The organism is Kitasatospora sp. MAP12-44, assembly GCF_029892095.1.
Lineage (GTDB): Bacteria > Actinomycetota > Actinomycetes > Streptomycetales > Streptomycetaceae > Kitasatospora.
Genome location: NZ_JARZAE010000004.1, coordinates 5,591,973 through 5,606,265 on the forward strand (window position 1 = coordinate 5,591,973; position 14,293 = coordinate 5,606,265).

Genomic DNA, 14,293 nt, shown 5'->3' on the forward strand with positions numbered 1-14,293 from the left:
CGGAGACTCGCGTGCCCCACACGGACACCCAACCCCTGCTCCGGGTCACCGACCTGCAGCGGCACTTCCCGATCACCAAGGGCGTGCTGCGCCGCAAGAGCGGCGCCGTGCGCGCGGTCGACGGGATCTCCTTCTCGGTGCTGCCCGGCGAGACGCTCGGCGTGGTCGGCGAGTCCGGCTGCGGCAAGTCCACGATGGGCCGCCTCGTCACCCGGCTGGACGAACCCACCGGCGGCAAGGTCGAGTTCGAGGGCACCGACATCACGCACCTGAGCACCGGCCGGATGCGGCCGCTGCGCAAGGACATCCAGATCATCTTCCAGGACCCGTACTCCTCGCTGAACCCCCGGCACACCGTGGGCACCATCGTCGGAGCGCCGTTCCGGCTGCAGAAGGTCGCCACCGAGGGCGGCGTCAAGAAGGCCGTCCAGGAGCTGCTGGAGCTGTGCGGGCTCAGCCCCGAGCACTACAACCGCTACCCGCACGAGTTCTCCGGCGGCCAGCGCCAGCGCATCGGCATCGCCCGGGCGCTGGCCCTGCGGCCGAAGATGATCGTGGCGGACGAGCCGGTCTCCGCGCTGGACGTCTCGATCCAGGCCCAGGTGGTCAACCTGCTCGACGACCTGCAGAAGGAGCTCGGCCTCACCTATCTGATCATCGCGCACGACCTCTCGGTGGTCCGGCACGTCTCGGACCGGGTGGCGGTGATGTACCTGGGCAAGATCGTCGAGATCGCCTCCCGGGACTCCCTCTACGCGGCGCCCACCCACCCGTACACGGTCGCGCTGATGTCCGCCGTCCCGGTGCCCGACCCGCGCCGCAAGGAGCAGCGGCAGAGGATCCTGCTCACCGGCGACGTCCCCTCGCCGATCAACCCGCCGAGCGGCTGCCGCTTCCGCACCCGCTGCTGGAAGGCCCAGGACATCTGCGCCAGCGAGGAACCGCAGCTGGTCGAGCTGCGCCCGGGCCACCAGAGCGCCTGCCACTTCCCGGAGAACACCGAGCCGGCCGGGAACACCGAGTCCGCCGCACCCGCAGCGGTCTGACCTGCGGCGCGCCCCGACCGGTTCGAACGCCGGATTCGGTCGGGGCGGGCCGGGCATGGACACTGGCCCGGTGACCTCGCAGATTTTCTCGCCCGATGTGCAGCAGCCCCTCGACCTGATCGGCATCTTCGTCTTCGCCCTCTCCGGGGGCCTGCTCGCGGTGCGCAAGAACATGGACATCTTCGGCATCTGCGTGCTCGCCGAGGTCACCGCGCTGGGCGGCGGGGTGATGCGCGACCTGCTGATCGGCGCCACTCCGCCGGTCGCCTTCGCCAATCTCGGGTACTTCCTGACGCCGCTCGTCGCCGGCCTGGTGGTCTTCTTCCTGCACCCCGAGGTCGAGCGGATCAACCGCGCCGTGCAGACCCTGGACGCGCTGGGCCTGGGCCTGTTCTGCGTCACCGGCACCGCCAAGGCGCACGACTACGGCCTCGGCTCGGTGGCCTCGGTCGCGCTCGGGATGCTGACGGCGGTCGGCGGCGGCGTGATCCGCGACGTGCTGGCGGACGAGACGCCGTCGCTGCTGCGCTGGGACCGGGAGATCTACGCCGTCCCGGCGCTGGTCGGCTCCATCGTGGTGGCCTTCCTGATCGCCGCGAACCACCTCACCACGCTGACCGCGGCCTCGGCGGCGATGACCGCGTTCGTCCTGCGGATGCTGGCGCTCAGGTATGGCTGGCGCGCACCGCGTGCTTGGCACCGCAACGGTTCTCGCACCAGCGAGGAGTAGGCGAGCCGCCGTATGCCAGGGAGACCGCCTCGACCGTGCAGAGCAGCTCGGGCAGCAGCCGGCTCAGCTCGCCGACCGGCGCGATCCGGGCCGGAGCGGAGATCGCGCAGGCCGCGATGGCGGTGCCGTCGATGCCCTTGATCGGGGCGGCCACGCAGTTCACCGCCTCCTCGTACTCGCCCTGGTCCAGCGCCCAGCCCTGGCGGCGCACGGCGGCGAGCTCGGCGAGCAGCTCGGCGGGCAGCTCCTGGCCGTCCAGAGCGGCCGTCAGCTGATCCTGCGACAGGTCGGCCAGCAGCACCTTGCCGACCGCCGTGGCGACCGCCGGGGCCCGCTTGCCGATCCGCGCCGCCGAGCCGGGCCGGCAGTCGCCGCCGGACGGGTAGCGGGCCTCCACCTTGTCCAGGTAGAGCACCTCGGCGCCCTCCAGGATCGCCAGGTGCACGGTGTGGCCGTAGCGCTCGTTGAGCGAGGCCAGGTAGGGCGCGGAGACCTGGCGGACGTCGATGCCCTCCAGCGCCTGCTGGGCGAGCGAGAAGAGCCGGCCGCCCAGCCGGTAGCGGTGGTCGGACTGGCGGTGCACGAAACCGTGCTCCTCCAGCGTGCGCAGCAGGCGCAGCGCCGTCGACTTGTGCACGCCGATCCGGCCCGCGGCCTGCTCCAGCGAGGCCGGGCCCTCGCCCAGCGAGGCCAGGATCGTCAGCGCCCGGTCGACGGTCTGCGACATGTCGCCCCCACCCCCTTCGGGAACCAGGTCCCGACCCGTCAGTGATGCAGGAGGCTAACCGGGCCGTTGCACCCACTGCAATGGCCAAATCGTGACCCGCTTGGCACTTACACTGGTTGAGCCATGCCATACCTCGACCATGCGGCCACCACCCCGATGCTCCCCGAGGCGATCGCCGCGATGACGGCGCACCTCGGCGTCACGGGCAACGCCTCCTCCCTGCACGCGGCCGGCCGCCGAGCCCGCCGGGTGATCGAGGAGTCCCGCGAGTCGCTGGCCGAGGCGCTGGGCGCCCGGCCGAGCGAGATCGTCTTCACCGGCGGCGGTACGGAATCGGACAACCTCGCGGTCAAGGGCCTGTACTGGGCCCGCCGCGACGCCGACCCGGCCCGCACCAGGGTGCTGTGCAGCCCGGTCGAGCACCACGCGGTGCTGGACGCCGTGCACTGGCTGGCCGAGCACGAGGGCGCCCGGGTCGAGTACCTGCCGGTCGACTCCTATGGGCGGGTGCACCCCGAGGCGCTGCGCGCGGCGATCGAGAGCGACCCGGGCTCGGTCGCGCTGATCACCGTGATGTGGGCCAACAACGAGCTGGGCACCCTCCAGCCGATCATCGAACTCACGGCCGTGGCCAAGGAGTTCGGCATCCCGATGCACGCCGACGCGGTGCAGGCGCTGGGTCAGGTGCCGGTCTCCTTCGCCGCCTCCGGGCTGGACGCGCTGACCGTCACCGGGCACAAGATCGGCGGCCCGTACGGGGTCGGCGCGCTGCTGCTGTCCCGGGCGGCCTCGCCGATCCCGCTGCTGCACGGCGGCGGCCAGGAGCGCGACGTCCGCTCCGGGACGCTGGACGTGCCCGCCGCGGCCGGCTTCGCGACGGCCGCCGTGCTCGCCGTCGAGCGCCAGCCCGAGCACGCCGTCGCGGTCGCCGCGCTGCGCGACGACCTGATCGCCCGGGTCCGCGCGAGCGTCCCCGAAGTGCTGCTCAACGGCGACCCGTCCGGCGAGGGGCGGCTTCCCGCCAACGCGCACTTCTCCTTCCCCGGCTGCGAGGGCGACGCGCTGCTGATGCTGCTGGACGCCGCCGGGATCGAGTGCTCGACCGGCTCGGCCTGCTCGGCCGGGGTGCCGCAGCCCAGCCATGTGCTGCTGGCGATCGGCGCGGATGCGCGGGTGGCCCGCTCCTCGCTGCGCTTCTCGCTGGGCCACACCTCCAGCAAGGCGGACGTGGACGCGCTGGCCGAGGCGATCGGCCCGGTCGTCGCCCGGGCCCGTAACGCCGGGCAGCGCTGAGACCGGTCTCCGGGCACCCCGTACTCTGGAGGGCACTATGACTGACTTTCCTGGTGCCCCGACCGGCCCGTCCACCGGCCTGCGACAGCCCGAAGGGCGGATGCGCGTTCTCGCCGCGATGTCCGGCGGCGTCGACTCCGCCGTGGCCGCCGCCCGCGCCGCCGAGGCCGGGCACGAGGTGACCGGTGTGCACCTGGCGCTGTCGTCCAACCCGCAGTCCTTCCGCACCGGCGCGCGCGGCTGCTGCACCCTGGAGGACGCCAGGGACGCCCGCCGGGCGGCGGACGTGATCGGCATCCCGTTCTACGTCTGGGACCTCGCCGAGCGCTTCCGCGAGGACGTGATCGACGACTTCGTCGCCGAGTACGCGGCCGGCCGCACCCCCAACCCCTGCCTGCGCTGCAACGAGAAGATCAAGTTCGCCGCGCTCCTCGACAAGGCGATCGCGCTGGGCTTCGACGCCGTCTGCACCGGCCACTACGCCCGGATCGTCGATCTGCCCGGCGGCGCCCGCGAGTTGCACCGCGCCGTGGACCAGGCCAAGGACCAGTCGTACGTGCTGGGCGTGCTGGACGCCGAGCAGCTGGCCCACTCGCTCTTCCCGCTCGGCGACACCGCCAAGGACGACATCCGGGTCGAGGCCGAGCGCCGGGGCCTGGCCGTGGCCAAGAAGCCGGACAGCCACGACATCTGCTTCATCGCGGACGGCGACACCCAGGGCTTCCTGGCCAAGCACCTGGGCACCGCGACCGGCGACATCGTGGACGCCGACGGCACCAAGGTCGGCGAGCACGACGGCGCGTACGGCTTCACCATCGGCCAGCGCAAGGGCCTGCGGATCGGCCACCCGGCCGCCGACGGCAAGCCGCGCTACGTGCTGGACATCTCGCCGGTGAACAACACCGTCACGGTCGGCCCGGTCGAGGGCCTGGACGTGCTGGCGCTCACCGCGATCCGCCCGCGCTGGTGCGGCGCCGAGACCGTCACGGCGGGGGAGTACACCGCCCAGCTGCGCGCGCACGGCGAGGAGGTGCCGGTCAGCGCCGAACTGGTCGGCGAGGAGCTGCGCGTCCGGCTCGCCAAGCCGGTGCGCGGCATCGCGCCCGGGCAGGCCGTCGTGCTCTACGACGGGACCCGGGTGGTCGGCTCGGCCACCATCGCGAGCACCGAGCGCCGCCCGGTGGCGGAGCCGGTGGCCGCGGAACTCAGCTGATCGCTGCCCTTCCCTCGTGATAGACCTTTCATCATCATGAACATCTGCGTCTTCTGCTCCGCGTACTCGCTCGACGACCGCTACACCGCCCCCGCCACCGAGTTCGCCCGGCTGCTGGGCGAGGGCGGCCACACCCTGGTCTGGGGCGGCTCCGACGCCGGCCTGATGGGCGTGCTCGCCGACGGCGTCAAGGCGGCCGGCGGCAAGCTGGTCGGGGTGCTGGTCGAACTGCTCGCCCACAAGGGCTACCAGGGCGCCGACGAACTGGTGATGACCCGCGACCTGGCCGAGCGCAAGGCGCAGCTGCTGATGCGCGCCGACGCCGTGGTCGTCCTGGTCGGCGGCCTCGGCACGCTGGACGAGGTCACCGAGGTGCTGGAGCTCAAGAAGCACGCCCTGCACGACAAGCCGGTGGTGGTGCTGGACAGTTCCGGCTTCTACGACGGCCTGCGCACCCAGCTGGAGCGGATGGACGCCGAGGGCTTCCTGCCCCGCCCGCTGGCCGAGTTGATCACCTTCGCCGACACCCCGGCCGAGGTTCTCACCCTCCTCACCCCCGCTTCTTCCTGACTGGAGCCTCCATGGCCACCCACCTGATCACCGGCGCCGGCTCGGGCATCGGCGCCGTCGTCGCCCAGCGGCTCATCGAACGCGGCGACGAGGTCTGGCTGCTGGCCCGCAACGCCAAGCGCGCCGCCGAGTTGCGGCACTCCCTCCCCGCCGCGCAGACCCTGATCGGCGACCTGGCCGAGCCGGCCCGGCTCTCCTGGGCGCTGGGCCAGCAGACCCAGCCGGTGGAGCTGGACTCGCTGCTGCACGTGGCCGGCACGGTCGAGCTGGGCCCGGTCGGCGACACCCCGGTCAAGGTCTGGAACGAGACGCTGGCGATCAACCTGATCGGCCCTGCCGAGCTGACCCGGCTCTTCCTGCCCCAACTGCGGCTCTCCCGCGGCCACGTGGTCTTCGTCAACTCCGGCGCGGGCCTCGCCGCGCATGCCGAGTGGGGCTCGTACGCCGCCAGCAAGTTCGGCCTGCGCGCCCTCGCCGACTCCCTGCGTGCCGAGGAGCACCCGGGCGGCGTCCGCGTCACCACCGTCTACCCCGGCCGCACCGCCACCCCGATGCAGCTCAAGGTCCACCAGCAGGAGGGCGCCGAGTACGACCCCGCCCGCTGGATCGCCCCGGAGTCCGTGGCCACCGCGATCCTCACCGCCCTCGACCTCCCGCGCGACGCCGAGATCACCGACCTCACCGTCCGCCCGGGTCACTGAACGCGCCGGGGATCAGGACGATCTTGCCGCTGACGGTGCCGGACTCCGCCAGGCGCAGCGCCTCGGCGGCCTGCGCGAGCGGGAGCCGGGCGGCGATGCGGGCGGTGATCTCGCCACGCTGGAGGGCGGCGAACACCTGCGTCAGGTCGGTCCGGATGCGGGACCGGAACCGGTCCCTGCCGAACGCGCGGCCGGCCCAGATGTTGTAGAAGTAGGCCCGGCGCCCGTTGGGCAGGGCGTTCCAGAGCCAGGTGCGGGCCAAGATCTTCAGTACGGGCCACTGCTTGGACCCGGTGTCGTCGCGGGTGGAGGCGCTGCCGTACGCGACGAGCGTCCCGCCGGGGGCGAGCAGGTGCCAGGAGTCGATCACACTGCGCCCGCCGACGTGGTCGAAGACCGCGTCCACCCCGCCGGGCGCCAGCTCCCGCACCCGGCTCGCCACATCGCCGGCGCGGTAGTCGACCGGGGTGACGTCGAGTTCGCGCAGCGCGTCGTGGTGCCGGACGGACGCCGTGCCGATCACCTTCACCCCGGCCGCCCGGGCCAGTTGGACCAGGACCGAGCCCACCCCGCCGCTCGCCCCGTGCACCAGGACGGTCTGCCCGGCGCGCACCCGCGCCCGGCGGTGCAGCAGCTGCCAGGCCGTGATGCCGTTGACCACCACGGTCTCCGCCTCCGCCGCACCCAGGCCCTCCGGGACCGGAACGACGTCGTCGGCGTCGACGACCACATGGCTGGCCCACCCGCCGACCTTCACCAGCGCGGCCACCCGCTGCCCGACCAGGCCCGGGCCGACGCCCTCGCCCGTGATCAGCACCCGGCCCACCAGGTCGTAGCCGGGGACGAACGGGAAGGGCGGCTGGTCGTAGTACCGCCCGCGGCGCATCTGCTGCTCGGCGAACGAGACGCCGCTGGCCTCCATGGCGATCACGAGCTGACCGCGGCCGGCCTGCGGCACGGCGCTGTGGCGGATCTCCAGGCCCTCCGGGGCGACGATGCCCGGCAGGATGACCTCGATGTTCATGGTTCTCCCCATCCGTAGATGCCGTTTGCTTCGTTACAAGGTATAACTCCATCTCTCAGTGAGAGTCAAGAAGAAGAGTGATAGCCTCTAACTAGACGGTGATAGGAGACAGACGGGCATGGCCGAGTCGTCGGACGCGAAGACCCCCCGGGAGCGCTACCGCGCCCAGGTGCAGGAGGAGATCAAGAAGCACGCCTGGGAGCAGATCGCCGTCGCCGGGGCCTCCGCCCTGTCCCTCAACGCCATCGCCAAGCAGATCGGCATGAGCGGCCCCGCCCTCTACCGCTACTTCGCCAACCGCGACGAGCTGATCACCGAGCTCATCCGCGACGCCTACCGCAGCCTCGCCGACACCTTCCACGCCCGCGCCGCAGCCGGCGCCGACCTCACCGGACTCGCGCAGGCCCTTCGCCAGTGGGCCCTGGAGGATCCCCAGCGGTACTTCCTCCTCTACGGCACCCCTGTGCCCGGCTACCAGGCCCCCGAGGACACCACCCGGATCGCCTCCGAGATCCTGACCGTCCTCCTCGCCACCTGCACCGCCGCCCAGTCCTCGGCCCTACGCCAGGCCCTCGCCTTCTGGACCCGCCTCCACGGCGTCCTGTCCCTCGAACTCGCGGGCCACTTCACCGGCATGGATGTCGACCCCGCCGCCCTCTACACCGCCGAGGCCCACTCCCTCACCACCCAGTCCTACCCGAGGTAGGGCGTCGCCCGCCGCTCCAGGAAGTGCCCGATCCGCAACCGCTGGGTGGGGTGGATCGCCAGCCCGGGCAACTCCTCGGGCGCCACGAACCGCAGATCGGTGGACTCGTCGGAGATCCGCAGCTCCCCGCCGACCACGCGAGCGGTGAAGCAGACGTTGAACTGCTGCCGCACCTCGCCGTCCGCATACGCGATGATGTGCCGCGGATCGGTGTACGTCCCGACGATGCCGGTGACTTCGATCCTGAGCCCGCTCTCCTCGTACGTCTCCCGCACAGCCGCGTCCGGCAACGACTCACCCAGCTCCATGACCCCGCCAGGCAACGCGTACAACCCACTGTCAGCCCGCCGTTGGAGGAGAATCCGCCCGTGGGAGTCGGTCAGGACGGCGGACGCGGCGACAACCAGCCGATTGGGCCTGGGGGCTGCGGGGTCGTCGTAGAACTCAGTCCTGGCCATGCTGCTCCTCTGCTCCTCAGCTCCTCAGCTCCTCACGCGGCGAACCGGTCCGCGGTACCGTCCACGCTTCGCCTGGTTCCCCGCGTCCACAGCTCGAAATCTTCGGACAGGAAGTCGGCCGGGCCGACTTTCGAAGCGAGCGCCGGGGGCGGGGAGACATCGGTCAGGGTTGTCGCCGGTACCCGGAGAGCTCCGGGCTGACCCAGCAACGCTATCCGGCCGGGTTGACTGCCACCGCGAGGTCGGCCCAGGTGGTCTTGCCGAGTGTTTCGGGCACCACGCCCCAGCGCCCGTGGGTCAGGCGGTCGACCAGGCCCAAGCCGCGTCCACACTCGGCGTCGCAGTCCCCGGCCTGCATCAGCACGGGCAGTGTGCGGGAGCCGTCCCGGACCGCGATCCGGACGGTGAGCGGTGCTGGACGGCGGATCGTCACGTACATCCGGCGGTGGCAGCCGGTCTTGGCGGCATTGGCGGCCAGTTCGCTGACGATCAGTTGGGCATCGTCCGCCAGGTGCTCCAGTCGCCACTCGGCCAGTTTGTCCCGTACCAGCCGACGGGCCGCCGACGCGGCCTCGGGCCGGTAGGGCAGGAAAGCCGACGCCGGCATCACAGCGGTGGCTGGTCGGCCTGTGACGGTTGCCATGGGTGCACTCCTTCACTGAATTTCCTACGGAGAGTCAACGGGTCGTCACGTTCGTGGGACCATTGCGTAGGCAGGACGGGAATGCGGGTATGCGTCCGACGCATGCGGATGCCGGACGGCAGGGGTTGCACTGGTGCACTGGCAGCGGGAAGTCCGGGACGCCGCACAGGCCGGCGACTACGGCCGCGTGATCGAGTTGAGCCGTCGTCAGCAGCGCCTGACTCAGCTCCAACTCGGTGAGGCCCTGGGCCTGTCGCAGTCGGCGGTGTCCCGGATCGAGAAGCGCGGTCCGGCTGGCGTCTACGACATGGCGTTGCTCGGCCGGGCGGCGGCCCATCTGCAGATCTCCGCCGGACTACTCGGTCTGGCGGATCGCACCACAGGGACAGATCCAGTGGAACGACGCGAATTCCTGGGCGGAGCAGCCGCAGTGGTGGCCGCCCCCGTACTGGCGGCGGTCTGCGGCCCCGCCGAGACCGGCCAGGCAGCCGCCCTTCGGCTCGGCACCATGGCGTACCGCCGCCTCGACGGGTCGACGCCCTCGCGCGATCTCGCAGATGCGGTTCGCGGTCATATCCAGTTGATCCAGCGGTTGACCGCCAACTCTCCGCAGCGACTGAAGTTGGCGGCTGTCGGCAGCGAAGCGGCTGGGCTGGCGGGCTGGTTGGCCTGGGACATGGGGGACCACGGCTCGGCGCGCTCCTGGTACGGCCAGGCGATCAAGGCCGCACGAGTAGCAAGGGATCCGCTGCTGGTGGCCTACCAGACGGGCACGCTCGCACAGTTCGAAGCCCACGCCGGGAATGCCGCGCAGGCTCTGAGCCTGGCAGGCAGCGCAAGGAAGGCTCTCGGAGCGGGCATGCCGACGATCGCCGATGCCTGGCTGGCCTCGGTAGAGGCTCTGGCGCATGCCGTGGGTGGTGATGCCCGCTCGGCGGACAGAGCCCTGGTGCACAGTCGCGCGATGGCGGCACGGCGGGAGGAATCCCCACCGTGGCCCTGGGTGTTCGCCTTTGACGAGGGCAAGGTGGCAGCCTGCCGGGTGACCTGTGGCGCCCGCCTTGGTGAGCCCGGGTGGGTGCTCGGCGAGGACGTTGCCGCGCTGGCAACCGGGCACGTCAAGCAGCGGGCCCTGCTGGTCCTGGATATTGCGACCGGGCACCTGGCTGCGGGGCGCCTGGAGGCGGCGTTCGCCTTTGCGGGGCAGGCGCTCGATGCCGGGGTGCGCTACCGATCGGGCCGAATCGTGGAGCGGGCCAGAGGGTTGCGTCGTACGCTCGGCAGCGCGGCGGCGCCGAAGGTCGTGCGGGACTTCGATGAGCGGCTGCGCGGCGTCTACCTCTAGGAGGGGCACATGAGGGTGGGGATCACCGGGCATCGGGGGCTCGGCGCAGGGGTGGAGTGCCAGGTGCGGGGGCTGCTGGAGGAGGCGCTGACGGAGTGGGACAGCGGGCGACTGATCGGGGTGTCGTGCATCGCGGACGGCCCCGACGCGTGGTTCGCCGAGGCCGTCCTGGCGCTCGGTGGGCGGCTGGAGGTGGTCATCCCCGCCGACGGGTACCGCGACGCGCTGCCGTTCGAGCACCACGCGCTCTACGACCGGCTGCTCGACCAGGCTGCCCAGGTGCACCGCACCGGCCTGACCGTGTCCGACTCGGCGGCGCACATGGCGGGCAGCGAGATCCTCGTCGGGCTCGCGGACCTGCTGCTCGCCGTCTGGGACGGCAAGCCCGCGTGGGGATACGGCGGCACCGCCGATGTCGTCGGCTTCGCCGAGCGCTCCGGGGTGCCGGTGCGGGTGCTGTGGCCGGCGGGCGCCGAGCGGTAGGGCCGTCGTGGTCTCGTACGTCTCCGCCGCCGTCTGCCCGAGAGGGCAGTCGCCCGAAATCGGGTGGTAGCGGCACGAACGGGGTGTGCGGAGCCGATCAGCGTGCCCTGTCCGGGTGTTGGGGCCAAGGCGTCGGAATTCTGTAGCCAGGTCGATACATGACGGTAGAAATATTCATACCATTCCTCAAGGTTGGGCTTCTAAAGTCGGAGGTATGCCGTCGACGAACTCCTCCACGACCTCCGGCCTGGTGGCCAAGTCCGCCTTGGCTGTCCGCTTTCTGACTGTCAGTGCGGTAGCCGGTGCCCTGCTGGCCGGCATGGCCCTGCCGTTCGTCGGGGGCCTCGGCCTCGGGGCGAAGGCGGCGGCGGACAGCTTCGACAGCCTCCCGGACGACTTCAAGGCCCCGGCGCTCTCCCAGGCCTCCTCGATCTACGACGCGTCCGGCAACCTGATAGCCACCGCATACGACCGGGACCGCACCGTCGTCCCGGGCGACCAGATCGCCCCGGTGATGCGCCAGGCGCTGGTGGACATCGAGGACAACCGCTTCTACCAGCACGGCGCGATCGACCCCAAGGGCATCATCCGCGCGCTCAGCAAGAACTCCGCCGCCGGCGGCACCGCCCAGGGCGCCTCGACGCTGACCCAGCAGTACGTGAAGAACGTCTTCGTGGACGAGGCCGGCAACGACACCGCCGCCGTCCTGGAGGCGCAGCGGCAGACGATCGGCCGCAAGCTGCAGGAGATGCGGTACGCGATCGACGTCGAGCAGACGCTGACCAAGGACCAGATCCTCACCAACTACCTCAACATCACCTTCTTCGGCGAGCAGGCGTACGGCATCGAGGCAGCCTCCGAGCGGTACTTCAGCGTCCACGCCAAGGACCTGACCCTGCCCCAGGCGGCCATGCTGGCCGGCCTGGTGCAGTCGCCGAGCACCTTCGACCCGATCGCGCACCTGGCGGCCGCCACGGACAAGCGCAACGTCGTCCTCAAGAAGATGGCCGAGTACGGCGCCATCACCCAGGCCCAGGCCGACCAGGCGATCGCGACCCCGATCAAGCTCCAGGTCAGCCGCCCGCAGCAGGGCTGCATCACGGCCAAGCAGGGCGAGGGCTTCTTCTGCGACTACGTGAAGGCCGTGCTCCTCAGTGACCCGGTGTTCGGCGCCACCGCCGCCGACCGCAAGGCGCTGTGGAACCGCGGCGGCCTGCAGATCCACACCACGCTGGACCCGAAGGCACAGGTCGCGCTGGACAAGGGCCTGGCGGACAACGCGAACGCCTCCGACAAGCCCGCCGCCGTGATGAGCATGGTGCAGCCGAACACCGGCAAGATCCTGGCGATGGGCCAGAGCCGGCCGTACGGCCTCGGGTCGGACGAGACCCAGATCAACCTGAACGCCCCCCAGTCGATGGGTGGCGGCCTCGGGTTCCCGACCGGCTCGACCTTCAAGCCGATCGTGGCCGCCGCGGCGCTGGAGAGCGGGAAGACCCCCTCGCAGACCTACACCACGGCCTCCACCATCAACTGGCCCAGGATGACCGACTGCAACGGCGGCCTCTACAGGTCGGCGCCCTCGGTGCACAACGACAGCTCGGCCTCGCCCGTCACCTTCGACATGGCCGACGCGCTCGCGCAGTCGATCAACACCTACTTCGCCACCCTGGAGGGCGACGTCGGCCTGTGCGCGGTGGCCCAGATGGCCAACAGGCTGGGCATCGAGAAGCAGGCCGACGGCACCCCGCTCAAGGTGGTCCCGTCGATGACCCTGGGTGTCAACGACCTCACCCCGCTGACGATGGCCAGTGCCTACGCCACCTTCGCCTCGCACGGCGTCTACTGCGCGCCGCTGGCCATCGGCTCGGTGACCGGCCCGGACGGCAAGAACCTGCCCGTCCCGGCGCAGAGCTGCTCGCAGGTCATCTCCCCCAACACCGCGGACACCATCACCGCGATGCTCAAGGGCGTGGTCCAGGACCGCGGTACCGCCTCGAACGTCTCACTGGGCCGGCCCATCGCGGGCAAGACCGGTACCACCGACGGTGGCACGCAGGTCTGGTTCGTCGGCTACACCCCCGACGTGGTCGGTGCCACCGTGGTCAGCGACACCGGCAAGCAGCAGCCGCTGGAGGGCCAGATGTTCGGCGGCAGCCGGATTGAGCAGGCCTTCGGCGCCCAGGTCGCCGGTCCGATCTGGGAGGCCGCGATGAAGGGCGAGGTCGCTGGGACCCCGGCCACCGACTTCCCCGACATCGCGCTGCCCGCCTCGCCCGCGCAGAGCACGCCGTCCACCGGCCCGAGCACGCCGCCCACCCCGTAGCCTGCACTGCGTGACCACTGAGCAGCCCTTCCCCGACCTGTACGGCGCCGCGACCGGTGTCGGCTCCATGCCCGGCACCGACGCGCGGGAGGCCGCCAGGACCTCCACCGGCGCGCTGGAACAGTTGCCGTTCCTGCCCGAGTTGCCCGCGCGTGGGCCGGGGGCGGACATGATCGGGCGGTCGGCCGGCCTGCTGGTGGAGCTGTTCGCACAGGTGGAGCCGAGTGGGTGGCGGTTCGCGGACCGGCCGGGGCGGGACAGCAAGCGGGCGCGCGCGTGGCTGGGCGAGGACCTGGACGCGCTGGAGGAGTTCACCCAGGGCTACCAGGGCGCGCTGAAGGTGCAGGCGGTCGGGCCGTGGACGCTGGCGGCGTCGATCGAGCTGAAGTACGGCGAGAAGGCGCTCCGCGACCACGGCGCCTGCCGGGACATCGCCGGTTCGCTCACCGAGGGCCTGCGCCGCCACCTCGCGGACGTCCGCAAGCGGGTGCCGGGCGCGCAGCTCGTCCTCCAGTTGGACGAGCCCTCGCTGCCCGCGGTGCTGACCGGTGGGGTGAAGACCGCCAGCGGGTTCCAGCGGCTGCGTTCGGTGGACCGGCAGGTGGCCGAGGAGGTGCTGCGGTCGGTGATCACCGCGCTGCAGACTCCCACCGTCGTGCACTGCTGCGCGCCCGGTGTGCCAATCCCCTTGCTGCGCCGGGCCGGTGCGGCCGGCGTCTCGCTCGACTTCGCGCTGCTGACGGAGCGTGAGGACGACGTGATCGGCGAGGCGGTCGAGGCCGGCACGGTGTTCCTCGCCGGAGTGGTGCCCTCCACCGACGAAGGATTGTCAGACCCGGCCGGTAATGTCGCGGGTGTCAGGACGTTGTGGCGCAGGCTCGGGCTCGATCCGGAACTGCTGGGACGCCGCGTGCTGGTGACACCGACCTGCGGGTTGGCGGGGGCGAGCCCCGCCTACGCGCGCGAGGCGTTGTCACTCAGCGTGAAGGGTGCCCGCAGTCTGGTGGACAACCCGGAGTGAGACGGTA

At 71.5% G+C, this 14,293-nt stretch carries 15 protein-coding genes; 11 read left to right on the forward strand and 4 right to left on the reverse strand.

The annotated features are described in order from the left end of the window. The first annotated feature begins 11 nt into the window (after positions 1–11). On the forward strand, positions 12–1,046 hold the full coding sequence (locus P3T34_RS25835; protein WP_280668436.1) for a dipeptide ABC transporter ATP-binding protein: 1,035 nt from the start codon (positions 12–14) through the stop codon (positions 1,044–1,046). Positions 1,047–1,116: 70 nt separating this feature from the next. After that, positions 1,117–1,776, forward strand: a complete 660-nt coding sequence (locus P3T34_RS25840; protein ID WP_280668437.1) for a trimeric intracellular cation channel family protein — start codon at positions 1,117–1,119, stop codon at positions 1,774–1,776. On the opposite strand, the gene P3T34_RS25845 is transcribed toward P3T34_RS25840, so the two are convergent. Further along, a complete protein-coding gene (locus tag P3T34_RS25845) occupies positions 1,712–2,503 on the reverse strand; it encodes an IclR family transcriptional regulator (protein WP_280668438.1) in 792 nt (263 codons plus the stop codon). The two genes, P3T34_RS25840 and P3T34_RS25845, sit on opposite strands and share 65 nt — an antisense overlap. Positions 2,504–2,626: 123 nt before the next feature. On the opposite strand from P3T34_RS25845, the gene P3T34_RS25850 reads away from it, so the two are divergent. From P3T34_RS25850 to P3T34_RS25865, 4 genes are all read left to right on the forward strand, one after another. Then, positions 2,627–3,796, forward strand: coding sequence for a cysteine desulfurase family protein (locus P3T34_RS25850; protein ID WP_280668439.1), 1,170 nt, complete (start codon positions 2,627–2,629; stop codon positions 3,794–3,796). Positions 3,797–3,896: 100 nt separating this feature from the next. Further along, a complete protein-coding gene (gene mnmA / locus P3T34_RS25855) occupies positions 3,897–5,009 on the forward strand; it encodes a tRNA 2-thiouridine(34) synthase MnmA (protein ID WP_348534759.1) in 1,113 nt (370 codons plus the stop codon). A gap of 36 nt (positions 5,010–5,045) precedes the next feature. Next, the gene (locus tag P3T34_RS25860) at positions 5,046–5,579 is read left to right on the forward strand and encodes a TIGR00730 family Rossman fold protein (protein ID WP_280668441.1); all 534 of its coding nucleotides are present in this window, start codon (positions 5,046–5,048) and stop codon (positions 5,577–5,579) included. Between the two features lie 11 nt (positions 5,580–5,590). Further along, positions 5,591–6,280: an SDR family oxidoreductase gene (locus tag P3T34_RS25865; protein ID WP_280668442.1), complete on the forward strand. Its 690-nt coding sequence runs from the start codon at positions 5,591–5,593 to the stop codon at positions 6,278–6,280. On the opposite strand, the gene P3T34_RS25870 is transcribed toward P3T34_RS25865, so the two are convergent. Then, positions 6,258–7,304, reverse strand: a complete 1,047-nt coding sequence (locus tag P3T34_RS25870; protein ID WP_280668443.1) for a medium chain dehydrogenase/reductase family protein — start codon at positions 7,302–7,304, stop codon at positions 6,258–6,260. The two genes, P3T34_RS25865 and P3T34_RS25870, sit on opposite strands and share 23 nt — an antisense overlap. Before the next feature lie 118 nt (positions 7,305–7,422). Here P3T34_RS25870 and P3T34_RS25875 point away from each other — a divergent pair, with 118 nt between their 5' ends. Continuing rightward, on the forward strand, positions 7,423–8,010 hold the full coding sequence (locus tag P3T34_RS25875) for a TetR/AcrR family transcriptional regulator (protein WP_280668444.1): 588 nt from the start codon (positions 7,423–7,425) through the stop codon (positions 8,008–8,010). Here P3T34_RS25875 and P3T34_RS25880 read toward each other — a convergent pair. Beyond that, on the reverse strand, positions 7,998–8,468 hold the full coding sequence (locus tag P3T34_RS25880) for an NUDIX domain-containing protein (RefSeq protein ID WP_280668445.1): 471 nt from the start codon (positions 8,466–8,468) through the stop codon (positions 7,998–8,000). The two genes, P3T34_RS25875 and P3T34_RS25880, sit on opposite strands and share 13 nt — an antisense overlap. A gap of 211 nt (positions 8,469–8,679) precedes the next feature. Beyond that, positions 8,680–9,111 (reverse strand): ATP-binding protein, encoded by a 432-nt coding sequence (locus tag P3T34_RS25885; protein ID WP_280668446.1) that lies wholly within the window; start codon positions 9,109–9,111, stop codon positions 8,680–8,682. A 133-nt stretch (positions 9,112–9,244) separates the two neighbouring features. On the opposite strand from P3T34_RS25885, the gene P3T34_RS25890 reads away from it, so the two are divergent. From P3T34_RS25890 to P3T34_RS25905, 4 genes are all read left to right on the forward strand, one after another. Then, on the forward strand, positions 9,245–10,456 hold the full coding sequence (locus P3T34_RS25890; protein WP_280668447.1) for a helix-turn-helix transcriptional regulator: 1,212 nt from the start codon (positions 9,245–9,247) through the stop codon (positions 10,454–10,456). A gap of 9 nt (positions 10,457–10,465) precedes the next feature. Then, on the forward strand, positions 10,466–10,939 hold the full coding sequence (locus P3T34_RS25895; RefSeq protein WP_280668448.1) for a hypothetical protein: 474 nt from the start codon (positions 10,466–10,468) through the stop codon (positions 10,937–10,939). Between the two features lie 214 nt (positions 10,940–11,153). Continuing rightward, positions 11,154–13,265, forward strand: a complete 2,112-nt coding sequence (locus tag P3T34_RS25900; RefSeq protein ID WP_280668449.1) for a transglycosylase domain-containing protein — start codon at positions 11,154–11,156, stop codon at positions 13,263–13,265. Between the two features lie 10 nt (positions 13,266–13,275). Then, entirely contained in the window at positions 13,276–14,286 is a 1,011-nt protein-coding gene (locus tag P3T34_RS25905) for a methionine synthase (RefSeq protein ID WP_280668450.1), read from the forward strand. Positions 14,287–14,293 lie beyond the last annotated feature (7 nt).